This window comes from bacterium, from assembly GCA_041649255.1.
Lineage (GTDB): Bacteria > Hydrothermota > UBA3073 > JACQXS01 > JAQTXJ01 > JAQTXJ01.
In genome coordinates, this window is record JBAZNK010000003.1 from 1 (window position 1) to 25,157 (window position 25,157).

The window sequence follows — 25,157 nt, forward strand, 5'->3', positions numbered from 1 at the left end:
CTTTAATGCAGGATATATTCGCAGGAAACTCATTCAAAACAATCGCCGTTCCGTCTAATTTTATTTTATATAATCTTTTCCCGGCAGCAACAAGCATATTTTTATCTTTGGCAATCCATTCTAATCCACGAATGGGAGCGCTAACCGACCATAGCTTTTCGACTTTATTGTCCTTGTATATGCAATAAACAGAACCTGCGCTGTCTTCCGTCGCTGCTACCAATAATAAAGTATCCAACGAAATAACTTCTTTGATTTCTTTTTCGTTCGCATCAAGTATGCATATTCCTTTGCCTTTTTTATCTACCTTAAATAGGTATCCGTTTTCTCCCGTGCCTGCATAAAAATAGTTGTTTACATAATTTAAAAAAGTAACGTTCTTTTCCGGTGTAATATAAAAAGTATCTATCTTTCCCGACCCGGATATTTTTAATATGTTTCCTGTTACGCCTGTTGCCGCATAAAAATTCCCGTCGTTGTCTAATACCATTTTCCATATATACTTTTCTTTAGTTTGGGAAAATATTTTGGATTTGCCCGTTTTGTCTAGTTGATAAATTATCCCATCCGGCGAAGTGCCTGCATAAATTATCCCCTTATTTTCAACAAGAGAAAACACTCCTGCCTGAGTCGTGTCCAATAAGGCTAATTCAGAGCCACTCTTGTTCGAAGTATTTATTTTATATACCTTGCCTTTTCCGCCTGTACCGACATATATGGTATTTCCCGATTTAATTATTGACCATATATAGAGTTCGGGATTTTTCCATAATTCCTTGATTGCAGGAGCAACTGATGGATTTCCGTTCTCATCAAGCATTATGTTGTTTAGCTTGCATTTTGCGAAGTCTTTTACTTCCCATAACTCGGTATTTACTGCAAGTGCATTTACTGTAAACAAAAAACACATGGCAATCCCAAATATTTTCAATACTTTCATTTGTCCTCCAGCGCTTCTAATCATTCTTCTTTTTTGAGTTGTCCTGCCTCCTGAGCAAGAGACTCCACTCAAAGTTTCTTTTTAAAATTACCCTGCCCTTTAGGACGGGGGTACGTAACTAAACCTAAAACACTCTCCCGGACTTTAGTCCTAAATAAACTATATGTCCGCATAAACTCATTATATCTTATTTTTGGGCTAAAGCCCATTATTTCTTTCATTTCTTCTCCCCGTGCTAAAGCACGGGGTAATTTAAATATCCCTGATACTAAAAATCTTTTATTTTGCAGAAGTCGGGACTATTTATATTACCGTCTTCTAATTTTTCACCAATTCTTTGTAATCCCTAACGTTTATTGCTGAAAACGCTTCTGCAAACCCTTTCTTCTCAAGCAAAGTATAACTGCGATAAAAGTTTAACGATTTACAAAAATGCACATAATCAAACACTTTCATTCCTGTCCGGTATTTCATTAGTAAGTTTTCTTTTTCTTCAAATTGTTTATCTATTACACAAAATACATTGGGCGGTAAAAGACTATAAACTTCATAACTTACTATCGTAATATTATCCGAATCTATTTCATCTAAAGCAGGTGCCAGTATTTTATTTGCAATTATATGATGGGGGTCTTTTTCGTTGATAAACGGGACAAATATAACTTTAGGATTAATCTTTTTCAAAAGACAACTTAATTCCGTTACGTTTTTTTGATTGAACTTAAAACAACAGGCGTCTTCTCCCCATAAAATCAATTCTTTTACTCCCAGTTTTTCTGCAACTATTTTTGCTTCTTTCGGGCGAACGGTCTTATCCATCGCCTCGCTTAGAGCGAGAGTGTCGCTGCCGTCCGTTATCTGGAGAATTGTAACTTTTGCTCCCGATTTTAACATTTCTAATAGTGTCCCCCCACACCCGATAATTTCATCGTCGGGATGGGGCGAAAGAACTAATGTATTCCCTTGAAAATCTATTACTTCTTCTAATGGACGGAAATTTGTTTGCAAATATTGAGGATGTTTTTTTATCCATAAATTGTATTTTGAAAATAGTTTTTTCTCACGAGACTTAAATTTTTCAATGTCTTTTGTTGTAGGAATTTTTCTTGATTTGCGACAAAGAACGATATAATCACTGCCGGATTCTGACAGCCACCTCGCAGTTCTTTCTTTGCTCCATTTTTGTAAGGTGTTGTTCAGCCGTAAAGATAAGTTTTTGAATTTGCTTAACATAAAAAATGGCCCGAACCCGTGGGATACCGTATTTACTACATCAAATTCCAGTTCTTTAAGGATATTTTTTAAACCGGCAGGAGTATATTTTCTTGCAAATAATTTTGGAGTTTTGGAATACAACCAGTGGCGTGTGTGCATAGAAACTTTAGAACCAAGAACAAGGGGCAAAACTTTTCTTGCCGTTTTCTTAAGCAATGAAAATAAAAATTTTGGGTTAGTAATATAAGATAGCCTTAACATATTTGGGACCGTAACTATAAGATGCCCACCCGGTTTTAGGATTCTATACATTTCTTGTAGTCCCCAGTAATCCCATCTTAGGTACTCTATCAAACCCATTGCAACAACTACATCAAACGTGTTATTGTCGAAATCAAGGTTTTCTATGCTGCCCTGTCGGAAAATATTTTTACATTTCAATCCCGCTTTGATGCAATTCTTTTCCGCTAAATCAAGCATTTTTTCCGAAACGTCAATACCACATACATCAAAACCTTTGAGCAAAAGGCTTACGGAAGTTACACCTGCTCCACATCCTAAGTCAAGTATTTTAGCGCCTTTTCCTAAATTTAGATTATCGATATAGTTCAATACATAATTTAATCGCTCCTGGATAATAAGAGAATGGAGATTTTTTTCCGAATAAATATTCTGCCAATTCAAAGCATGTTCTTCGAAATAATTTTTGACGAATGCTTTTTGCAGGCTTTCTGCGAGTTGAGTTGTGTCGGATGAGTCTTTATTCATTCTTTTCTCCAGAACAGCTTCCATCAATTTTCCTGAGTATATTTATTTAACGTTTAATTTTATTGTTTTTTCGCCTGCTAATACCCATTCCGTTTTTATTCTTTTTTCAAGAATTTTTGATTTCCCTTCAACGGGCTCAGTAAAAAAAGAACCTATCGATGGTGGGAGAGATTGAAGTTCTTTGCCCAAAACCTGTCCGCTTTTGTCTTTCTGGGTTAAAGTTACTACAAGCTCATTATTTGTAGGTGTTTCAATTAGCCATTTTTTAAGGTCACCCAACGAAGATATTTTGCTTATGTTTTTTGTGCTTGCGCTCCTTCCACTTTCCACGCTTAACCACAAATCTTCTTTATCAATATAAGGAGGGATTTCAATGTGTATGGATTGTTTTACGATTCCTCCTTTATATGTGGATAACGAGACAATCAAATCCAGACTATCGTTTATTTCTACCGTTGATTTATTCGTCCACAATCCATCTATTTTGGCAAATTTAATCGTGTCCGAAATAGAAAGATTTATCGCAATTTCATTTATTTCTAACTTTTGAAATGGATTATCGTGGATAACCCCGAACAAACCGGATATTTCTTTTGTAAGGATATTTATGTCGCCCACGTAGATATTTTTACTCGTGAACTTTTCATTTGGAGAAGTAATGTTTATATCAACTGTTGCCGTTACTTCGCCGACCGATTTATACCCTGCAGATACGGAATTTGCGGTTACCATTCCAAAAAGGAAAGGCAGTAACCGTTTTTCTTTTGTTATTTTATAATGAAATTTGTTGGAATTTACGGTTACGGTTGCTTCTATTAATTTTGGCATTTTGCCTATTTCACCGCTAATTCCTGTAACGTCATCGTTTGTTATTGTGCCGATTATTTTCGTTGAAACGCCCAACTTGTACGAATCGTAATTTGACGGTATTGTGGAATATATATATCCTGCAGACATTGGTAGTTCCGTTTTACCGAAATCAAAAGACGAGTGCCCGAATCCCCATACTTTGTTGCCTTTTTTGTAGGTGCAGGTGCCGATAGCGCTGTAATTGGCGTCTCCCGTTACAAGCGGGATTCCTAATGCAGAACCCGGGAAAGGAATAATGCTGTCCCGACGCTCGGAATTAGACCCATCTATTTTTACGATGCTTAAAGAAGGAAAATTATCCGTTAGTTTTTTTATAACACTGTCACAGTTGGCAGAGGACGTGAATAATAATTTTATCGGTGACAAGGTGTTTTTTTGAGTTGCAGACGAAGCATTTTGTCCCGGAATAGAAGGAGGATTTAACATATTCTCAATCGGGGTAATGCCCACAAAATACCCGTCTTCTCTTGGAAATATTACAAAACTATAAGAGAGGGCTCCTATTAATTTGATTTCATTGTTAGCGGATTTAAAATACACCGGGCTCCCGCTTACTCCACTCGGGACTCCCATTCCTGCAATTTTAGGCCCGGAAATTTTTCCAAGAAACAAATCACATTTTGGGAGATGGTTTTTTATTAAGTCTACTATTTCTACGTCAAACGTGTCTATTTGAGTGCCCTTTAAAACCGTTATGGCAAAAGCTTTCATTCCGGGTTTTACTTCGCTTACAGGCATAAACCCTGTAGTAGTTAATAAGAGCAATAATATTTTATACATTTAGTCTTCTGGACTGGTTATCTGGGATTTAAACTTTATCCTTATCGAGTCAAAAAATGCGATATTATCACGATAGTCAAAATACGTCCAGGGCAATGAATGAAACCTCTTTTTTTTGCAGACAAAAGTTAGCTCTGCATATATACCTTTGTCAAGATAGACACGGTGCGAGTAACCTTTAGTGCTTGCGAGGACGAAATTGTGCATAGTTGCATACCCGGGGTCGAGATTTACGGTTCTTGTCCCGTCTGCTCTTTTAAAAGAATCTTCCATTTTTATGGTTTCAAGTTTTATTTCGCTTAATGTGTCCTGCGAAACAAGAGAGTCAAAACTTATCCATTGTCTCTTTAATTTTTCCCCCATCTCAACGACGTAATAATCCGTAACATCAAATACCATAGTGTCGCTTTTAATGTCTATAGTGCCAAATCTTTTAGTTATCGTTTTAAATACTTCTGTTTCATTGCAATCATCCGCCGTAATAATTCCCATTACAAGTTTAGCCGGATAGTCCATTTTCTAATAAGAAGCTCTTTTCCCGCTCCGCCTGAGGCGGGGATTAGAGATTCTTATCCAATTCTTATAAATATTCATTAACCTATTTTGGATAACTTTTGTTATTCTAATGTTATTTTTTTACAAGGCAAGAAAAATATTTATAGAGGGACAGAAAAGATTATAGCCCTAATATTGCAAGAACAAAAGCAATAAGAGATATAATAAATACTTTACCCCAGAAAAACTTTATTATCTGGTCAATGCGAAGACGGGGGTTTGTATTTTTTATGAGAATGAAGGCAACGAGGACTAAAACGTATTTTAATACCGCCCATAAAATATTTAATCCTTTAAAGTGTAATCCTCCGAGAAATAGGGTGCTTAAAAATATTGGAGCGGTAAATAATAAAACTTGTTTTGCTAAAATGGTAAACGCTAAAGGAGGTCCGCCGTATTCTATGACTGCCCCGCCGGCAAGTTCGGTTTCTGCTTCTGCTACGTCAAAAGGCGCATATCCAAGTTTTGCCGTCATACAGATAAGAGCAACAAAAAATGCAAGGAACCCGGAAATGGAATGTGTAAATATTGTTCCATGCTGTACCTGATAATTTATAATTGAACCTAATTGTATGGAATCTACTTTGACTACGGGTATTAATGCAGCAATTATAAAAGGCAGCTCATAAGCTATGAGTAATTTTATTTCTCTTGAAACTCCAATTGCAGCAAGAGGATTAGCAGAGGCAGAACCTCCAAGGATTATTGCCAGAGGAGGCAAAATCAGTAAATATAAAATTACTATTAAGTCACCTACAAAAGTAACGCCGGGATTGAAATTGGTTTTCATTAATATGAAACTTACAAGCGCAGCTCCTACAACCCCTATGAGGGGAGAAGCAAGAAAAACCATTTTATTCCCTTCCGCAGGAATAAGAGTTTCTTTCCCAAGTAATTTTAAGAAGTCGGCAAAACCCTGGTACCAAGGGGGCCCCACTCTATAATGAATTCTTGCCGTTACTTTGCGGTCAATCCAGGAAACTATTAAAGATAATAGGAATATAAATACAAATCCCGGAAATATAAGCCACTCAAATAAAATTTTCATTTATGTAATTAACTAAACTCAAATACATTTGATAAAATATATAATATTGCTCTATTGTCAAGATTTTTTAATACTAACTTGCTTTAGTGCAAAGCCTCCTGCCTGCCTAACGCAAGTAAAAATCTTAAGAAACCCAAAATTCGACTAATCCAGCTGAGCCCAGAGGACTGGATGGAATCCCCTCCGGCAAAAAACTCCGGACAATCCAGCCGAGGCGGGATGTCGCTACGCTCCACAATCTTTTTCCTAATTAACATAAGGGTTTGCAAGTAAGAACTAAATTTCTAAGGGTCTTCTACTGGATAAGTTGGACTAATGTTCTTACGAGCATAAAGTCCAACTAAAAGACTTGACATAAACATATTTTCCTATGAAATATATATTGATTATGAGATTGAATAAATTTATAGCAAAGGCAGGAATTTCTTCAAGGAGAAAAGCGGATATACTTATAGAAAAAGGTAAAGTTAAAATAAACGGTAAAGTAATAACGACATTAGGCATAGACGTTGATGTAGAGAAAGACATCGTAGAAATAGAAGGAAAAGTTTTAAAAATCGAATATCCCCTTTTGGTTGCGCTGAATAAACCACCCGGGTATGTTACCACGCTTGAGGATAGACACGCCGATCTTATTATAACTGATTTGATACAGGATATTAAATTACGTCTTTTCCCGGTGGGCAGACTGGATAAAGATGCTGAGGGATTGATTTTACTGACAAATAATGGTGACATTGCATACAGGCTTACTCATCCGAAGTTTGAAATGGAAAAAGAATATCTTGTCTGGACGGATGGAAACCTTGACTGGACCGGGATAAAAACACTTGAAAAAGGAATAGAATGGGAAGGTGAAATTCTGACAGCTAAAAAAGTAGAACTCCTTGAAAACAGGAAAATTAGAATTATTCTTACGGAAGGGAAGAAAAGAGAAATAAAAAATATGATAAGGGCGTTAGGTTGTACCGTAATAAGACTGCAAAGAATAAGAATAGGGAAAATGGTTTTGGGGGATTTAGAAATGGGTAAATATAGAATTTATAAAATAAGCGAAACAGAGTTACAAAGCAAAACCCCTTATGACTATTTTTTGAACCTGATTATTTAATTGGAGGGACTATGTTAAAATTTATTATTATTAGTATTTTTACGATTACTTCTTTGTTGTCAGGGGCACAGCAGAATGAAGTTAAGCTTCTTCGATGGGAAGGACCGTCGGGCTCGAAACCCGGAACATTTAAGGAATGGAGCGTTTCTCATCCTTATAAAACGTTTTCTACTGCATTAACCAAAAAACTTTCCGTCCAACGTAAAGCAGGTAAAGTAGTAATATTAGTGGATTCTACGATTGCGTCTTCTCTTACGAGCGAATTAAATCAATTGATGACTAACTTACAATATGAGGGCTATACCGTAAGTAGTTACAACATAGCGGGGGGAACTCCGGAAAACTTGCGTTCATTTTTAAAGGGGCTTTATGATAACGATAACATTGAAGGTGCTTTATTTGTTGGGGATTTGCCTGTGGCATGGTTTCAAGTAGAAAATGATTATGGAACTTATGGTTACGCGGAATGGCCGATTGACCTCTTTTATATGGATTTGAATGGAGATTGGATAGACACTATGAAATATTATGCTGTCGGCGATAGTTTAGCGTCAGGAAAAGATAGTATTTATGATGCTCATTCGGGAGATGTTAACCCTGAAATATATGTTGGCAGGCTTACGCCGACGGGGATTGGCAACGACACTCTTTTGATAAAAAATTATTTTGCTAAAGATAATGCTTACCGTAATCATTCTATCGAATTACAACACAGGGCGTTGGTTTATGTGGAAGATGATTGGCATTACTGGGCGCCGGAATGGGCGGGAGACGTGTCATTACTTTATGATGATACCCTTGTAGTGGCTGATTCTAATGCGACTAGAGTAACTGATTATAGAATAAAATTGGATACTGTCAGGGCATGGGTTTCTGTTTTTGCGCATTCCTGGCCGGGGGGACACGTATTTTATTATAACAATCATGCTTCGTATGATTATTATTATGCTTCGGAATATACAAGTCAAGACCCTCCTGCGAATTTTTATAATCTATTTGCCTGTTCATTTGCAAGATATACGGAAAGCGGATATGGCGGCGGCAGAACTATTTTCAACCAGAGTTATGGAGTCGGCGCAATCGGTTCAACAAAGACAGGCAGTATGCTTGATTTTTACTATTTCTATTTGCCTCTTTCGCAGGGAAAAACTATGGGGGAAGCATTTAAAGATTGGTTCTATTATATAACGGCAGGAGGAGTTAGTTTTGATGATATTTGCTGGCATTACGGAATGACACTTCTTGGAGACCCTTTTCTCAAGCCGAAAGGACATAATATTGCTATAGAAGAAAAATTAAAAATCAAAAATCAAAAATCAAATATTAAAATATTTCCGAATCCGTTTGTGTTTTGCACACAGTTATCAATGGCCAGTGGTCAGTGTTCAGTAAAAGATAAAATACGGATTTATGACATAAGCGGGAAGTTAGTTGAAGAAACAAAAGACAATATAATTGGTAAAAATTTAAAATCGGGAATTTATTTCGTAAAAGTGAATGATAGCAAACCAATTAAAGTAGTAAAGATGGGAATAGTGAAGTAGATAGTTTAGGCGGTTTAGATAGTAACAGAAGAAACAGAGAACGGAAAAAGTTTTATCCGAGAATAAACGCGAATAACGAAAAATAAAATACAAAATAAAGTAGAGAAGATATGAAAAAATTGTTTATTCTATTTATGGTTTGGGTTGCTCCATTATCCGGACAGGCATATGTTAGCTATCACGGAGCGGATTCGGTACGAATATGTGAAATGAAAAGGAATGCTTATAACAGGTTATTACAAGAAAATGTGGATAATTCTAAAATACAAGCGAAAGAGATGAATTATCTTCAGCAGGCGAAAGAATGGGATGTGTCAATATTAGACAGTGCAATTGGCTCTGAAGTTAAGGGCACATCTCTTGCCCTTGATTCAAAAGATAACCCACATATCGCATATGAAAAGCATGGGACTAAAATCATATACGTTTCTTATAATCCAGACAGTTCAAAGTGGGTATCCGATTTGCCGTTAGGCGGGGAAAGACCGTCTTTAGCGTTGGATTCACTGGGGTATCCGCATATAAGCTCTTGGTATAACGGATTGAGGTATTGGGTTAAAAGCGATTCAGGGTGGAACGCAACACAGGTATATCCGGGAGCGTGGGTGGATTGGACATCCATTGCGATTGATAAAAAAGGAAGACCGCATATCGGATGGGCGGCATCCTTATCAGGGGCGGATGTGATTTTACACAGTTATTGGAATGATACGAATTGGGTAACGGAAATAATAGATACGGTGATAGGCGACTGGGGATTTGTTTCGATTGCTCTTGACGATACAAATAATCCTCATCTTGCGTATGGTTCGGATGGATGGAACACGGGACTTAGATATGCAAAAAAAACATCCAATAATTGGAAAATTGAAAGAGTAGATACTCCTTCTTGTGGAGTAAACTCTATGAAAATTAATGCGGATGGAAAACCTTGTATTGCTTACGAAGTCTATAAAATAACATACGCAGTCAGAGAAACATCCGGTTGGGTAATAGATACAATAGGAACTCTTGGTCGCGAATCATCTTTGTTTATTGATAAGAATAACAACCCGCATATAAGTTACTTAAGCCAAACAGCGAATCTCTTCTGGCTGACTTATATCTGGAAAGACAGCAATAACATTTGGCACAGTGAACAATTGGATTCATTTACTATGGGGTTTCCAAACTTATCTGCTACATCTATTGCAATAGATAATAATGGATATGCACATATTAGTTATCGTGGAACTACTGGAACAAACGAATCTAATAGAACAGCTGTATTAAAATATGCAAAAGGGAAAGGAACGGGGGTAGAAGAGAAATCAAATATTAAAAACCCTTCGACTACGCTCAGGGTAAATCAAAATCCGTTTACTAAAAGTACAGAGTTAAGAGTAGAGAGTAAAGAGTTAAGAGTAGAGAGTAAAGAGTTTAGAGAGAACAAAATAGAAATATATGATATTGCAGGGAAGTTAATTGAAACTCAATCAATAACCCAATCACCTAATAACGCAATAACCAAAATATCTATAGGCGAAAAATTGAAATCAGGAATATATTTCGTAAAGGTAAACGATTATACGCCAGTAAAAGTCGTTAAGATGAATTGTTTGAAGTAGTAATGTTGAAAAAATATAACTATTTGACGTTTTTGAGGGCTTCAACAAAATATTCTATTTCTTCTTTTGTTCTTTTTTCCGTTACCGCTATGAGGAGTTCATTCTTATGACCGGAATAGAACTTTGAAACAGGCACGCCTGCAAATATTTTCTTTTTGGCAAGCTTATTTACTATTTTATCTGCAGAAATTGGAGTGCTGACTACAAATTCATTAAAAAACGGCTTCTCGTAAACCAATTTAAATCCTTCTATTTCACATATTCTTTTTGCAAGATAATGAGCTTTGTTATAACATAGTTCGCCAACTTCTTTTAATCCCTCTGGACCCATTACGGTAAGATATACACAAGCGGCAATAGCGCATAAACCTTCGTTTGTGCATATATTAGAGGTTGCACGTTCGCGTTTTATATGCTGTTCCCTTGTTTGCAAGGTCATAACAAAACCTCTTCTTCCTGCACTATCCTGTGTTTGACCGATTATTCTTCCGGGCATACTTCTTACAAAATCCTTTTTACAGGATAAAATACCGAGTCCCGGTCCGCCAAAAGCCTGGGAAATCCCAAATGCCTGACCTTCGGCGACGGCGATGTCCGCTCCCCATTCTCCGGGAGGTGTTAGCATACCCAAAGAAATAGGTAAAGGTACACCTATAAATAATGAATTAACAGAATGGACTACGGAAGATATCTCTTTAACCGGTTCAAGTATGCCTAAGAAATTTGGACTTTGTATTACCGTGCAGGCGATATCTTTGTTTTTGGCATATATATCTTTAATTGCTTCTATATCTGTTTGACCATCTTTAAGAGGAATGATTTTTACTTTTTTCTTTCCAAAATAGGTTTCAACGCATTTTCTGTAATTTGGGTTGACGCCTTCGGATATTAAAAATGTAGTCTTGGAATTTGCATTGGATGCAACTTTACAGGCTTCTGCGACTGCCGAACCGCCGTCATACATAGAAGCGTTTGCGATGTCCATATTGAATAATTCGCATATCATTGACTGGTACTCGTAAATAGTCTGTAATGTGCCTTGCGAAGCTTCGGGCTGGTAAGGCGTATAAGCAGTATAAAATTCAGGCCTTGAAATTACATAGTCTACTAAAGAAGGTATATAATGGTCATAACTGCCTGCGCCCATAAATGAGATTCCGGTTATATTATTATTGGCAAGCCGGTGTAATAGTTTTTTTACTTCCATTTCGGATAGAGGATTGGGAATATTAAGAGGTTCTTTTAGTCTAAGATGTTCAGGAATAGGAGCAAGTAAAGCTTCAAAATTCTTAACGCCGATCTTTGCGAACATTTCGGCTCTGTCTTTATCAGTATTAGGAATAAATGGCATAATTTTTAATTTATTACAGTGGAATTTATTTAATTCTTTTAATTTGTCAATAACAAAAATAATAAATCATTAATAAAAAACTTATTGACAAGGAAGAAAATATGATATAGGAGATAAGTCTTTGATGATAATTGGAGGAAAATGAGAGATCCGAGGAAAGTAGTTATTCTGCCGTTGGTCACAGAAAAAGCGTTAAAACTTAAAGAGAAATCTAACGTATATACGTTTCAAGTTGATAAGTCTGCTAACAAAATAGAGATAAAGCATGCCGTTGAAACACTATTTAAAGTAAAAGTTCTTAATGTAAACACTCAGTGTTGCAAGGGGAAAGAAAAAAGAGTCGGCAGATATGTCGGCTATAAACCGGCTTGGAAAAAAGCAATTTGTAAACTCAAAGATGGCGATAAAATAGAAATATTTGAAGGCGTAGGATAGAAATAAATGGGTATAAATAAAAGAAGACCGTTAACACCAACTCAAAGGTATCAAGAGTATGATGATTATGCGGATGTTACCAGGACTAAACCTACCAAGTCTTTAATGGTAGCGATTAGAAAAAAAGGTGGCCGTAATTCTAATGGTAGAATTACCTGTAGGCATAGGGGTGGCGGACATCCGGATTTATATCGTATTATTGATTTCAAAAGAGACAAATTTGGTATTCCTGCCCATGTTGAAAGTATAGAATATGACCCCAACAGGTCAACCAGAATAGCTCTGCTTCGCTATAAAGATGGCGAAAAAAGATATATTCTTGCTCCATTGGGTTTAACCGTAGGAATGCAGGTGATTTCGGGATCCGGTTCTCCGCTTCGTGTTGGGAATGCGCTTCCTTTATCTGAAATTCCCGAAGGTATGGAACTTCATAATCTTGAACTTAGACCCGGATGTGGTGGTCAGCTTATTCGCAGTGCGGGAATGACGGGACAGATTTTAACTAAAGAAGGCGTTTATGCTCATATAAGAATGCCATCAACCGAAGTAAGACTTGTTTCATTAAAATGTTTTGCCACAATAGGACAATTATCTAACGTAGAACATAGTTCAATTTCCATAGGTAAAGCCGGACGAACTCGTTGGCTCGGAATACGTCCACGCGTAAGAGCCGTTCATATGAATCCTGTAGATCATCCAATGGGTGGCGGAGAAGCTAAATCCAAAGGACATATTCCACAGTCTCCTACAGGTGTCCCGGCAAAAGGTTATAAAACAAGAAAGAGAAAACTTTCAGACAAATATATTGTGAAGGGCAGAAAGAGGGGGAAATAAAATGGGACGGTCCCTAAAAAAAGGATATTGGGTAGATGCGAAACTAGTCGAGAAATTAAAAAAACTTGATAAATTGGCAGATAAGAAAATAATAAAAACATGGTCCCGTGATTCTACGGTTACTCCGGACTTTGTAGGACATACAATAGCCGTGCACGATGGACATAAACATATTCCCGTATACGTAAGCGAAAGTATGGTTGGGCATCTTCTTGGAGAATTTGCGCCTACACGTATTTTCAGGGGACATAGTGGTAAAAAAGCGCGTGCAGAAGAATCCGGTGCTCCGGCAGCTGCACCACAACCAAAGAAATCTTAAAAAATAAATTATGGAAGGCACAGCACATCAGAAATATGTAAGAGCTTCTCCTAAGAAATTAAGGAGATTTGTAGCCGAGATAAGAGGAAAAAGCGTACTTATGGCGGAAAGTATTTTAAAACTTTCTGCTTCCCCTACGGTTGATCACGTTGCTAAGGCAATCCATTCGGCAGCTTCCAATTTAAGAAATAAAATGGGTGTAGACGCACCTGAATTCGACAATATCATAATATCCGAAATTAGAATTGATAGCGCTCCTATGTGGAAAAGACTTAAATTCCGCGCAAGAGGCAAAGCGGATTTAATGATGAAAAGAAATGCGCATATTACCATAAAAGTCGTAGAAAGTCCTTATTCCATAAAAATGAGAGAAAAACAAACCGGAGTTAAGGATAAAGTAGCACCGGTAGCTGCGAAACCGAAAAAAGCATTGCCGGGCAAAGAAAAAGCTGTACCTAAAACTGCTAAATCAGAAGTGATTGTCCCTAAGAAAGAACATACAGTCAAGAAAACTGATGCTCCTTCTGCTGCTGCTCCTCAGAAAAGAAAAGTTTTCCGTACCCCAAAGGGAAAATAAGTAGTTAGTACTCTCTAAAAACATCTCAAAAAATAAAAAGCGAATATTCTTATTATTTGAATTCTTAAAATAATATGCAAGAAAACACAAAACCTTTGGTTTTTGGATATCCGTTGTGGAATAAGATTGCGTTTTTGCTTCTTGTAACACCTTTCTTGGGAATTAATATTCGGATAAATATAATTGCTGCGATAGGTTATTTCAAGTGTAATAATTTACATGAATTTTTTGTAAATATAGAGTGGGCTATTGTTCTTTTTTTGGTGTTTGATTTTTGTGTTTGCAAATTGCTTGCTAAAATAACAATAACTCCATCGGAATTAATTTACAATCCGGGTGGATTTATCTGGAAATGGCTTTTTAGAAAAAGATTAAAGTGGCAAGATTATAAATTCTATTTACATTACTGGATAGATGTTCTCCCTTCAAGTAAGCATCTATATTCTTACACAACTATTTGTGCTGTTGAAAAGAAAAGCAATAAAATGCGATTTAAGTTAAAATCAAGATATCCTGAATATATGAAGGGAATAGTAGATGCAGTGGAAAATGCTTGTTCGGAGTCTGAAAGAGTTAGAGATTACACATTCTGGGATTGGTTAGACGATAAGTTTGATAGATAGGAATGAAATGGATTCCCGCTTTCGCCCCTGTAAGCAAATAAATTAAAAAGGAAGATAGATTCCCGCACAATTTGAAATTGTGCCTACATTTCGAAAACCAAACTGCGATAATCCCTGCCTGTCTTTCGCTTCGCTCCAGATAGACATCTCTAATCCAGCATAGCTGAAAAGAGCTGTCTAAAAAATAAGCCTGCAAGTAAAAAAAACTTACAGGCTTAATTGTTTTCTATGGAAATGAACGCTACTTAATTTTTATGTTGACTGCCTTTGGGCCCTTATCAGTTTCAACAACTTCAAATTCTACTTCCTGTCCTTCTTCAAGTGCGCGAAATCCTTTTCCATCTATATCCGAGTAGTGAACAAATACGTCTCCACCACTTGCGCGCTCGATAAAACCGAAGCCTTTACGCTCATTAAACCACTTAACTTTTCCTGATTCCATATACTATACCTCCTATTATTACTGTTAATAACCTTAAATTGTTATGCTGTCAAGTATTTTTTAAGATTATCTTGGATTATAATGAAAATTAATAAAGATTTTTTATTTGAAAATAAAAATGTTCCCGAATTGTATTTCATAAATATTGATTGACATCAGAAGCCGTAACATATAAGATTTGTATCTGTTTTTAGAGCGATAAAAGATTACGGAAATGTTAAAAAAAGTGTTATTTTTTGACCACTCCGCTCAGTTCGGGGGCGCCGAAAGAAGCCTGCTGGATATGATTGCAGGACTTAAAAAAACGGATAATGTCTTTGTAACTTCAAACGAAGCAATACTGGCAAGATTTAAAAAAAAGGGCATACGATGTATTCTATTTCCTATGCCCTCCAAAATAGTTAATAAAAAACGAAATACCGGAATTAATTTAGGTGAGATTTATATTATCTTAAAACTAATATCAAGATTTATCAATTTGTTAAGGAAAGAAAATCCTGACGTAGTATATACGAATTCTCAAAAAGCGCATTTAATTGGCGGCATTTCGGGGAGAATTTTGCAAATACCGGTATGCGTACATTTCAGGGATATTTTCAACCGGAATTTATTTTCAAAAATCTGGACGGTTGGCATTTACTTAATAGCGAATAAATTAATTGTTATTTCTAATGCCGTGGCAAAACAATTTCCCGCATCCGGCAAAATAAAAATTATTTATAACGGGATAGATATAAAATTAAATTCAGAAAAGAGAAAAAAGAAAAGCTCTTGTTTTACCGTTGGTTATGCAGGACAAATTGCGCGATGGAAAGGCATAGAGTATTTTATTCAATCTGCGGGTATAATTATGCAAAGGAAAAACATAGGCGTTAAATTTATTATAGTTGGGGGACCAATCTTTGGAGACGAAGAATATCTAAAAGAATTAAAAGATTTGACCAAAGAGCTAAAATTAGAAGAAAATATTCAATTTAAAGGGGTCGTAGAAAACGCCATAAATGAAATTTCGGAATTTGATGTATTGGTTCATCCATCGGTTTTCCCCGAGCCTTTTGGCCGCGTACTTATAGAGGCCGGGGTTCTGGGAAAACCCGTTATTGCAACAAATATAGGCGCCGTGCCTGAAATTGTCATAGATGGGGAAACCGGCATCCTTGTTCCCGTTAAAAATGCATCTGCAATTGCAGAGGGGATAATTAAATTGTTTGATAATCCGCAATTTAATTGTTTGCTTGGGCAAAATGCCAATAAACGGGTTAAAGAATATTTTAACTTGACGAATACGATAATTTCTGTTCAAAATATAGTAAATGAATAGAAGCATAATAACAAAATTATAAATAGTTTTATTTAATATGAAAATAGCAATAGTTCATGATTATTTGAATCAGTATGGTGGTGCGGAAAGAGTGTTAGAGGCAGTTCATGAAATATGGCCGGACGCTCCCGTATTTACTCTTTTTTATGATTTAAAAAAAATACCATCTCGCTTTAGGAATTGGAAAATTACTCCTACTTTTGCTCAACGGTTGCCATTCTTGTCGACAAATTACGAAAAATATTTTGCGCTGTACCCAACTGCAATAGAACAGATAGACCTCAGAGATTTTGATGTGGTGCTTTCCATATCTTCTGCCTGGGCAAAAGGAGTTTTAACAACCCCTAATACGGTGCATATTTCGTATCTTTTAAATCCTATGAGATTTGCGTGGGATGAATATTTTTTACAAGTGAAAAGAACAAACGTTGTGCTTAGAATGTGGTTAAGAATATTGATGAATAACATAAGAATTTGGGATGTGGTTTCAGCTAACAGGATAGATTTCCTTATAACCATATCTGAAACTGTCAAGAAACGAGCATTAAAGTATTATAAACAGGATTCCGTTATAATATATCCTCCGTGTAATACTAGGTTTTTTGCTCCTGACCCAACTTTAAAAGTTCAGGACTATTTTCTCGTAGTAGCAAGACTTAAAACGTATAAAAGAATAGACATAGCCGTAGAAGCTTTTAGCAAATTAGGGCTTCCCTTGCTTATAATCGGAGATGGAGAGGCAAGAGGGGCGCTGGAAAAGATTGCCCGTCCGAACGTTCAATTCCTGGGAAGATTAGACGATAAGAAATTACGAAGTTATTACCAAAGAGCTCAAGCCGTTATCTTTCCTACGGTGGAAGACTTTGGAATTATTCCTCTTGAGGCGCAGTCCTGCGGGACTCCCGTTATTGCATTTAAAGGAGGAGGCGCATTGGAAACGGTAAAAGCAGGAGAAACGGGAGAATTCTTTTATCCGCAAACAACGTCTGCTTTGATGGAAGTCGTTAAAAATTTTGACCGTTCAAAATATAACCTGGATGTTTTACAAAAACATGCAGGCTCTTTTGACAAAGAAATATTTAAACAAAAATTAAAAAGTTTTGTTGAAAAAAAATTAAATCATTCATAGCCGTAACCCTACAAGGCGGCACTCAAGAATTGTAGTGTTTTGAAATGCGGAGACCTGCATTTATAGCCTTTCTTGCATTTAGTTCAGGAATTGTAACTGCTTATTTTAGTAATTTCCCGTTATCCTGCATCGCTATTTTTTTACTTATAATTTGCAGCTTTTATTTTATCTCTAATATTTTTAAATTCCCCCCAGGTTTATTAAACTTAAATTGTATTTTCATTCTCATTACTTCAGGGATGTTGTTATATGAAGTTTCTACGACTTTATTTCCGGCAAATCATATAATAAATCATGTAGATAAAACAACCCAGAGTAAGGGGGATTTTTGTGTCATTGCAAAAGTTATAAAAGACCCCGAAGTAAAAATCACTCAAACAGTAATTGAATGTGAGGTAGAAAGCGTAGGGATAGACAGTCATAGCGTACAAACTGCGGGGAAAATAATTCTTACATTAAATTATCCCGATGAAAAATTTGAATACGGGGATAGGTTGAAACTTAAAAATCCTAAATTATCAATCCCCGAATTTCCTAAGAACCCAGAAGATTTTAATTATAAAGAAGCTCTTGCAAGAAATAAGATTTACGTAACTGCGCGTACATTTGATACCGAATTTATTAATAATAGCGGGAAATTTTCTATATTAAAAATTGCATTGAGAATAAAAAAATTTATCAACAATACAATATCTGCCAATCTTACCCTTAACCAGGCGAGTTTGTTAAAAGGCTTGGTAACAGGCGAACGCGGATTGCTCCCGCCCGAAGTATATGAGCAATTTCAAAATACCGGTACGATACACATACTTGCCATTTCCGGATTTAATGTGGGACTTATTGCGCTTATTGTGTTTTTAGGACTTACCTTGTTCAGAGTCCCTCTGGCGATAAAGAGAATCGTTACAGCAGTATTTATTATAACGTATACATTTGTTGTCGGGCTGGAACCTCCTATAGTCCGCTCAACGCTAATGACAATACTGGGAATGATTGCTTTGACTGCCGAAAGAGACAGCGATATGTTGAATGTGATAGCTTTTTCCGGGTTTATTATATTGTGTTTTACCCCGCAGGCTCTATTTGATGTGAGTTTTCAATTATCGTTTATTGCAATAATATCTTTAATTTATTTGTCTTCCGAATTATATACGTTATTTTTTTATAAATTAGAATCGAACGCGGGTAAATATTTGGGCTTGTTCTTTAGCACCTCATTGGGCGCGCAATTAGGGAGTATGCCTATAATTACTTATTACTTTTATAGAATTTCAATAATATCAATTATTGCTAATCTTTTCATAATCCCGTTAAGTAGTTTGTGTATTATATTGACTTTCCTGATAAGTTTTTTTTCTTTAATACATTTTCATTTAATGACCAACATTTTTTCTTCAATTGCATGGATAACCGCTACTTTTACCCTTAAGTCCGCAGAATTATTTAGCGCTACCCCTTATGGAAACGTGTGGGTACATAAACCGAATATAGTTTTTGTAATCTGGGAGTATTTTGCAATTATAAGTATAATAAGCCTTTTTAGCTTTAATAAAAACAGAAAATTAATTATATATAACTGGTACTCATATTTATGGACGTATGAACCGGAAGTAAATTTTGTAGTTTGGAATCATCCTAAAAGTTTAAGTATGGAGTTATTTAAATTTAATAAAGGGAAAACCCTTTTTATAGGTACGATATTAATAGGAATAATTATTTTTATATGGTCAAAAATTTATGTTCAAAACAACTCCGGATTAAAATTAGTATGCTTGTCAAAAACAAATTCTACGATTATTAAAACTCGGGATAAGCGGGTTATATTAGTTGATGGCGGGATATATGCTTCTTACCTTGATCCCGGAAAGGATAAAGTTGCGCCTTATCTCCGGGCGAACGGAATATCAAAAATCGATTGTCTTGTAATGACAAATCCGGATAAAGAAAAAATTGACGGACTAAAATATGTTTTTAATAATTTTAAGATAAACAAAGTTATTGCTTCTGAAGAATGTTTACAGGGTACAAAAATATTTGAACATATCCGGATTAAAAACATTCCATATAGTTTCATAGAGAAAGAAAATGATTGGTTTAAGTATAGTTATGGAGACGTAAATTTTTTATTTTTTACGGGAGATAAAATGTGTATGCTCGTAAAAAGCAAAAAGGATAATATTGCAGTGGTATCGAGAATGGCGGATATTATTGGAGAAAGCAATGTTCAAAAAACATTGGTAACGGATAATGACGGTGCGGTATTTATAAAAACGGATGGTAAAAAAATCAAATATGAAACAATGAAAGGGTTAATTGCGGAAGAGTCATTAAAACATAAATTATTAAGATATTTAGGGATAGTGTAATTTATTCGCGTTCGAAATAATCTACTGCAACTCCGGTGGGTTGTCCTATCCATTGTTTTAGCGAACGGGTAAATAAAGTATCTCCCGAGGGATTAAATTTTATTACTGTGCAGTTGTCTGCATCTACTGCCCAGCAACTTCCATCTGTCGAATAAACTTTTATACCTGATGGATTGCCTAAATTATATTCGTCTATGACCTGTGTTCCACCTCCAAAATTAATAATTACTATACGGTGATTATAAGCGTCAGAAACCCAGACTTTTCTTCGTGTGTTATCAATGGATAGTGAAGCAGGACCATTGAATCCTGCAAATTTCTCTATCGTATTGCCATCAGCGGAGACTCTTATTATATTGTTGAATCCCGCATTAGCTACCCAGCAATCTCCGGTAGTTGAATCAATGTCTAAATAAGAGCCGCAAAAATCGTAAGTTGCAGAAGCTTTAATTAAAGTTCCATCTGTATCATACAAAAACAGTCTTCCCGGTTGAGCACCTTCAGGAAATATTAGTGAAAATTCCAGCGCCCAAAGTTTCTCGCGGGATTCATCAAAAGCAATGGCTGACACAATATGGTATTCCTTACTAAGAGTAGGCGGAGGCGGATTTGGTGGAATAGGGACAGATATTGTTTTTAACGTGTCTCCGTTAGGAGAAAGTTTTACTATTTTTTGCCACCATGCAAATGCAATCCAGCAATTACCATCTTTATCTATGCAAGGCGTAGAAGGATTAGATTCGTTTGGAAAAACCGGAGAGTGATATAAAACTTCCCATAAAGGAGTTAAATGATTTGTAAATCTGAATATCCTGTTGCTCCTTGTAGAAGCTACCCAAACGTCTCCACCGGGGGAGTTCCCTGAACGCTGGTCAACACAAAGAGTTAGAGGGTCTAAAGTAGAACATTGCTGACGGCCGATTGAATCAAGAAAAGTTCCTTTAGCGCTGATGTGAACAATAGGTCCAATTTCAGGTTGGAAACATACAAACACCGAGCCTGCTCTTATTTTAACCTGAATTTGAACGGAATCAGACCAGTCAGACCTTCTGCCGCCTTTATCTTTAGCTTTGACTTTAACGTAAAAATAGCCATAACAATGGAAAGGAATATTATAAATATGCGTATCTATAACTGTCTGTCCACTTGCGACAGGCGGAGTCCAATGAGTCGGACTTCCGTCTCCGTAATCAAACATATATAAAATAGAATCGTTATCGGGGTCGGTAGTCGTTGCAGTTGCTATAACAGGCTCGTCTACATAGCCAAAAGATACGTTTATATTAGGCGTTCCCGGGGTAGCAGGTGCATTCCCAGGAGTATTTTCTGTTGTAAAAAACCATAGGTCTCCTGTGGATATTTTGTCAAAGTTGTCTCTAGCGGATACTTTCCAGTAATAAGTAGTGGCAATGTCAAGATTAAAGGGTATTTCATAAGAAACTGTTGTAGAGGTGAAGCAGCTGGAATCTTTAATTATGGTATCCGGCGAAGTAAACGAACTACTTGTATCAAAATATACTGTATAAAAAACAGTGTCTCCATCCGGGTCTCCGCCGTCCCATGTTAACGCAAGACCGTTTGTTGAAACGTCAATCGCTGAGCTGTCGGGAAATGGATTATGGGGCTTGATAGGTGTCCTATTGCCCATCAGGGAAATTAAAAACCATCCGACATCTGACCAGTCACTCCATCTATGATAAGTTCTTGTCTGCACTTTAACACGCCAATAATATTTTGCCGTATCTGAAAATATAAGAGGACAGTTGTAGGAACTTCCGGAACTAGTTACCATAGTGTCAATTAAAAAAGAACTAAAATTAACGGATTTGCTTATCTGCAAACAATATAGTTCTTGTTTGGTAACGTATTTCCATAAGAAAGATAATTTTTTTCCCGGGTGTAATGTGTCTCCTATTGGTCTTTGTATTATTGGGCCCTTTGCTAAGGGAGGCGTAAAAGGGTTATTGCACCCTAACGTTATTATTGTAAAAAATAAAAATAGTATTATTCCGTTTTTGAACATTTTATCTTTCATTATCTTAGAAACTCTAACCAATATTAATAAAATAAATTCTATTAGTTAAAATCAGGGAAGAGTTTATTCAAGGCTAAATTTTCTGATTTTTATTTTTGCTTCTTTGAGGATATTTTGAGAAAGTTTGTCATTGTAAGGATTGGCATAAATAACTTCTTTAATCCCTGCGTTTATAATCTGTTTACTACATATAAAACAAGGGAAGTTGGTAATATAAATAGAAGCCTTGTTTATGACAACGCCCATTTTAGCAGCTTGAATTATTGCATTTTGTTCGCCGTGAAGACCTTTGCAAAGTTCGTGTCTTTCTCCCGTTGGGATTTTTAGTTTTTCTCTTATGCATTCCGTTTTATCGCAGTGTTGTATCCCGGAAGGCGCGCCGTTGTAACCTGTGGATAAAATTCTTTTGTCTTTAACGACTACTGCGCCTACCTTTCTTCTCAGGCATGTTGACCTTTCTGCAATGAGAAACGCGATGCGCATAAAATACTCATCCCAGCTTGGTCTTTCCATTATTCGCGTTCAAAATAATCTACTGCAACTCCGGCAGGTTGTCCCCATATAGATACTCGACGGGTAAATAAAGTGTCTCCTGAAGAATTAAATTTCATTACCTTAAAGCTGTCCGGATCCGTCACCCAGCAACTTCCGTCCGGCGAATAGGCTTTTATGCCCGATGGGCTACCTAAAGCATATTGGTCTATGACTTGTGTTCCGCCTCCAAAATTAATAATTACTATACGGTGATTATAAGTATCGGAAATCCATATTTTTCTTCTTACATTGTCAACAGACAATGAAGCCGGTTGATTAAATCCTGCAAACTTGTCTATTGTATTGCCATCAGCAGAGACTCTTATTACATTGTTAAATCCTGCATTAGCTACCCAACAATCTCCTGTGCTTGAATCAATGTCTAAATAAGAACCACAAAAATCGTAAGTCGCAGATGCTTTAATTAAAGTTCCACTCGTGTCATACAGGAATAATCTTCCCGGTTGGGCCCCTCCCGATATTTCCATTGCAAATTCTACTGCCCATATTCTACCGCGAGCCTCATCATAAGCAATGGAAGGTATTACATCATAAACGTGTGTTCCCAAAGGAACAAGTATAGTTTTTAATGTGTCCCCGACGGGAGAAAGTTTGACTATTTTCCCCCACCATGCAAATGCAAACCAACAATTACCATCTTTATCTACGCAGGGAGTGGATGGGTTAGATTCTTTAGGAACACTATAGACTCTGTTTAATAAAACATTATTTAAGTGATTATTAAATCTAAATACTTGCTGGTTATTTGTAGAAGCTGCCCAAACATCTCCACCCGGAGAATTTCCGAAACGCTGGTCAATAGTAATAGTTGCAGGGTCTAAAGCAGAACATTGCTGGTGTCCGACTGAATCAAGAAAAGTCCCTTTAGAGCTAATATGTACAATTGGTCCTGCATTATTCGGAAAACATACGAACATTGCCCCTTCTCTTATTTTAACCTGAACTTGAATGGAGTCGGACCAATCGGATTGTCTTCCCCCCATATCTTTTGCCTTAACTTTGATATAAAAATATCCATAACAGTTAAAAGGAACATTATAAATGTGTGTGTCTACAACTGCCTGTCCGCTTGCGACAGGTTGTGTCCAGTGAGTTGCGCTGCCATCTCCGTAATCAAACATATATAAAATAGGATCGTTTTCAGGGTCGATAGTCGTTGCAGTTGCTGTTAAAGGTTCATCTACATAATAAGGCGCTGTGCTTATATTTGGATTCCCGGGAATATCAGGAGGATTACCTCCCGAGGTATCTTCCGTTGTAAAGAACCATAGGTCTCCTACGGATACCGTATCAAAATTATCTTTTGCCGATACTTTCCAATAATAAGTGGTTGCCCGTTCAAGATTAAAAGGCAGTTGGTAGGAAATTGTTGCAGTCGTAAAGCAGCTTGAGTCTTTAATTATGGTATCCGGTGAAGTAAACGAACTGTTTGTATCAAAATATACCGTATAAAAAACAGTGTCCCCGTCCGGGTCTCCACTGTCCCAGTTTAGAGCAAGGCTATCGGTTGAAAAACCAGTTGCTGAATCGGGGGGGAATGGATTATTGGGCTTAATTGGTGGTCTATTTCCATACGTGGAGATTATAAAGCTGTCAATGTCTGACCAGTCGCTCCATCTATGATAAGTTTTTGTCTTAACTTTAACGCGCCAGTAATATTTTACTTTTTCTAAAAATAAAAAGGAGCAGTTGCAATAATTTCCTGATTCGATTGATGTAGTATCAATGAATGGCGAATTAAAATTACTGGTTTTGCTCACTTGTAGGCAATATGATTCTTGTCTTTTAACGTATTTCCAGCGGAATTGTATTTTATTTCCCGGACGGATTTTTTCTCCGTCTACTGGTTGATCTAATGTTGGTCCTTTTGCTAATGGAGGTGTGAAAGGGTTATTTAACTTGCACCCTGACAATATTAATATGAAAGACAAAAAGAGTATTAATTTGTTGCCGTTAATTTTCATTGTCTTACCAGTCATATCCAATACCTATTAAAAATACACCAATGTTAACAGGTAAAGGAGGGGTTTCATTATCTATTTTTACAGTAATTCTTGCGAGAGATATATTTGTTGAAAAATATACGTTTTTAAGCATGGAAGAAAAAAGTCCCTGGGGTTTTTCCCCCGAATCATTTTCTATAGAGTTTATATTTTTAAGAAAAGGTTTGAATATTAACGAGGCGCCTATTTCTTCAAAACTTCCTTCTTTTAGAGAAGCAATGCTTAATAATAATTTTACTCCTATTTTAGGAGTTGGCATAAAGGTTGTTTTTAACCCACCATAAATACCTGTTCTTGTCTCGTCTATTTGATCTGAATAAGCAAATGAACTCAATTGCCCATAAGCTAATCCGGCGGCATCTATTCGTATCATACCAATACAGGGAGCAATTTGGAATTTATTAATGTCAAAACGATAATATAGTGTCGGAATAGCACAATTTAATCCAATGCGCACGTCTATGGAATCCCCTTCATTATTACTTCCCTCTACATTACAGTTTGCGGAAATATAAAGATTATCTATTGAGATCCCAATTTTCTTATATTCATATTCTATTGTAGGATTTAAAACTACTGCGGTGATAGGGACACCTACTAAATCCTGAACATTTGTTATGTAGGATGTGTTGAATCCTATATTCAGCCTATTAAGCAACAACAGTAAAATCAAATTACTCATAAATTATAGGAAGCCCTTGGGCGATAGCCCGTAGGGATTCTTATCCT

Annotated in this window: 23 protein-coding genes; 11 read left to right on the top strand and 12 right to left on the bottom strand. The window is 36.4% G+C overall.

All coding sequences use genetic code 11. The annotated features are described in order from the left end of the window. From WC614_02930 to WC614_02955, 6 genes are all read right to left on the bottom strand, one after another. On the bottom strand, positions 1 to 940 hold a 940-nt coding region (locus WC614_02930; GenBank protein ID MFA5031952.1), incomplete at its 3' end, for a hypothetical protein. 68 nt (positions 941 to 1,008) lie between these two features. Continuing rightward, a complete protein-coding gene (locus WC614_02935) occupies positions 1,009 to 1,161 on the bottom strand; it encodes a hypothetical protein (GenBank protein MFA5031953.1) in 153 nt (50 codons plus the stop codon). A 97-nt stretch (positions 1,162 to 1,258) separates the two neighbouring features. Then, positions 1,259 to 2,947: a methyltransferase domain-containing protein gene (locus WC614_02940; GenBank protein MFA5031954.1), complete on the bottom strand. Its 1,689-nt coding sequence runs from the start codon at positions 2,945 to 2,947 to the stop codon at positions 1,259 to 1,261. Between the two features lie 18 nt (positions 2,948 to 2,965). After that, positions 2,966 to 4,573 carry a hypothetical protein gene (locus tag WC614_02945; protein MFA5031955.1) on the bottom strand — a complete coding sequence of 536 codons (1,608 nt, stop codon included), beginning with the start codon at positions 4,571 to 4,573 and terminating at the stop codon, positions 2,966 to 2,968. Next, complete coding sequence (locus WC614_02950) at positions 4,574 to 5,089, bottom strand: DUF4416 family protein (GenBank protein ID MFA5031956.1); 516 nt, start codon at positions 5,087 to 5,089, stop codon at positions 4,574 to 4,576. 160 nt (positions 5,090 to 5,249) lie between these two features. After that, complete coding sequence (locus WC614_02955) at positions 5,250 to 6,176, bottom strand: complex I subunit 1 family protein (protein MFA5031957.1); 927 nt, start codon at positions 6,174 to 6,176, stop codon at positions 5,250 to 5,252. Positions 6,177 to 6,546: 370 nt separating this feature from the next. Here WC614_02955 and WC614_02960 point away from each other — a divergent pair, with 370 nt between their 5' ends. From WC614_02960 to WC614_02970, 3 genes are all read left to right on the top strand, one after another. Next, positions 6,547 to 7,287 (top strand): pseudouridine synthase, encoded by a 741-nt coding sequence (locus WC614_02960; protein MFA5031958.1) that lies wholly within the window; start codon positions 6,547 to 6,549, stop codon positions 7,285 to 7,287. Positions 7,288 to 7,298: 11 nt separating this feature from the next. Further along, complete coding sequence (locus tag WC614_02965; GenBank protein ID MFA5031959.1) at positions 7,299 to 8,831, top strand: T9SS type A sorting domain-containing protein; 1,533 nt, start codon at positions 7,299 to 7,301, stop codon at positions 8,829 to 8,831. A 110-nt stretch (positions 8,832 to 8,941) separates the two neighbouring features. Beyond that, positions 8,942 to 10,438 carry a T9SS type A sorting domain-containing protein gene (locus WC614_02970; protein MFA5031960.1) on the top strand — a complete coding sequence of 499 codons (1,497 nt, stop codon included), beginning with the start codon at positions 8,942 to 8,944 and terminating at the stop codon, positions 10,436 to 10,438. Between the two features lie 19 nt (positions 10,439 to 10,457). Here the strand turns inward: WC614_02970 and gcvPA are convergent, their stop codons facing one another. Continuing rightward, the gene (gcvPA, locus tag WC614_02975) at positions 10,458 to 11,789 is read right to left on the bottom strand and encodes an aminomethyl-transferring glycine dehydrogenase subunit GcvPA (protein ID MFA5031961.1); all 1,332 of its coding nucleotides are present in this window, start codon (positions 11,787 to 11,789) and stop codon (positions 10,458 to 10,460) included. A gap of 141 nt (positions 11,790 to 11,930) precedes the next feature. Here gcvPA and rplW point away from each other — a divergent pair, with 141 nt between their 5' ends. The 5 genes from rplW to WC614_03000 all read left to right on the top strand — a co-directional run bounded on the left by rplW (position 11,931) and on the right by WC614_03000 (position 14,577). After that, positions 11,931 to 12,224, top strand: coding sequence for a 50S ribosomal protein L23 (rplW, locus tag WC614_02980; protein ID MFA5031962.1), 294 nt, complete (start codon positions 11,931 to 11,933; stop codon positions 12,222 to 12,224). 6 nt (positions 12,225 to 12,230) lie between these two features. After that, on the top strand, positions 12,231 to 13,058 hold the full coding sequence (gene rplB / locus WC614_02985) for a 50S ribosomal protein L2 (GenBank protein MFA5031963.1): 828 nt from the start codon (positions 12,231 to 12,233) through the stop codon (positions 13,056 to 13,058). Between the two features lies 1 nt (position 13,059). Further along, positions 13,060 to 13,377, top strand: a complete 318-nt coding sequence (gene rpsS, locus WC614_02990) for a 30S ribosomal protein S19 (GenBank protein MFA5031964.1) — start codon at positions 13,060 to 13,062, stop codon at positions 13,375 to 13,377. A 10-nt stretch (positions 13,378 to 13,387) separates the two neighbouring features. After that, positions 13,388 to 13,954: an uL22 family ribosomal protein gene (locus tag WC614_02995; GenBank protein MFA5031965.1), complete on the top strand. Its 567-nt coding sequence runs from the start codon at positions 13,388 to 13,390 to the stop codon at positions 13,952 to 13,954. Positions 13,955 to 14,028: 74 nt separating this feature from the next. After that, positions 14,029 to 14,577 (top strand): hypothetical protein, encoded by a 549-nt coding sequence (locus WC614_03000; protein MFA5031966.1) that lies wholly within the window; start codon positions 14,029 to 14,031, stop codon positions 14,575 to 14,577. Between the two features lie 241 nt (positions 14,578 to 14,818). Here WC614_03000 and WC614_03005 read toward each other — a convergent pair whose 3' ends face one another. Next, a complete protein-coding gene (locus WC614_03005; protein ID MFA5031967.1) occupies positions 14,819 to 15,019 on the bottom strand; it encodes a cold-shock protein in 201 nt (66 codons plus the stop codon). A gap of 214 nt (positions 15,020 to 15,233) precedes the next feature. On the opposite strand from WC614_03005, the gene WC614_03010 reads away from it, so the two are divergent. The 3 genes from WC614_03010 to WC614_03020 are packed head-to-tail and all read left to right on the top strand — an operon-like array spanning position 15,234 to position 19,835. After that, positions 15,234 to 16,340: a glycosyltransferase family 4 protein gene (locus tag WC614_03010; GenBank protein ID MFA5031968.1), complete on the top strand. Its 1,107-nt coding sequence runs from the start codon at positions 15,234 to 15,236 to the stop codon at positions 16,338 to 16,340. 37 nt (positions 16,341 to 16,377) lie between these two features. Beyond that, complete coding sequence (locus WC614_03015; protein MFA5031969.1) at positions 16,378 to 17,469, top strand: glycosyltransferase; 1,092 nt, start codon at positions 16,378 to 16,380, stop codon at positions 17,467 to 17,469. A gap of 44 nt (positions 17,470 to 17,513) precedes the next feature. Continuing rightward, positions 17,514 to 19,835, top strand: coding sequence for a ComEC/Rec2 family competence protein (locus WC614_03020; GenBank protein ID MFA5031970.1), 2,322 nt, complete (start codon positions 17,514 to 17,516; stop codon positions 19,833 to 19,835). Position 19,836: 1 nt separating this feature from the next. Here the strand turns inward: WC614_03020 and WC614_03025 are convergent, their stop codons facing one another. The 4 genes from WC614_03025 to WC614_03040 form a co-directional block, all read right to left on the bottom strand. Then, positions 19,837 to 21,870: a hypothetical protein gene (locus WC614_03025; GenBank protein MFA5031971.1), complete on the bottom strand. Its 2,034-nt coding sequence runs from the start codon at positions 21,868 to 21,870 to the stop codon at positions 19,837 to 19,839. Between the two features lie 63 nt (positions 21,871 to 21,933). Beyond that, on the bottom strand, positions 21,934 to 22,383 hold the full coding sequence (locus tag WC614_03030) for a cytidine/deoxycytidylate deaminase family protein (GenBank protein ID MFA5031972.1): 450 nt from the start codon (positions 22,381 to 22,383) through the stop codon (positions 21,934 to 21,936). Continuing rightward, positions 22,383 to 24,404: a hypothetical protein gene (locus tag WC614_03035; GenBank protein MFA5031973.1), complete on the bottom strand. Its 2,022-nt coding sequence runs from the start codon at positions 24,402 to 24,404 to the stop codon at positions 22,383 to 22,385. The genes WC614_03030 and WC614_03035 overlap by 1 nt, the downstream gene beginning before the upstream one ends. Beyond that, positions 24,394 to 25,110, bottom strand: coding sequence for a hypothetical protein (locus WC614_03040; protein MFA5031974.1), 717 nt, complete (start codon positions 25,108 to 25,110; stop codon positions 24,394 to 24,396). The genes WC614_03035 and WC614_03040 overlap by 11 nt, the downstream gene beginning before the upstream one ends. Positions 25,111 to 25,157 lie beyond the last annotated feature (47 nt).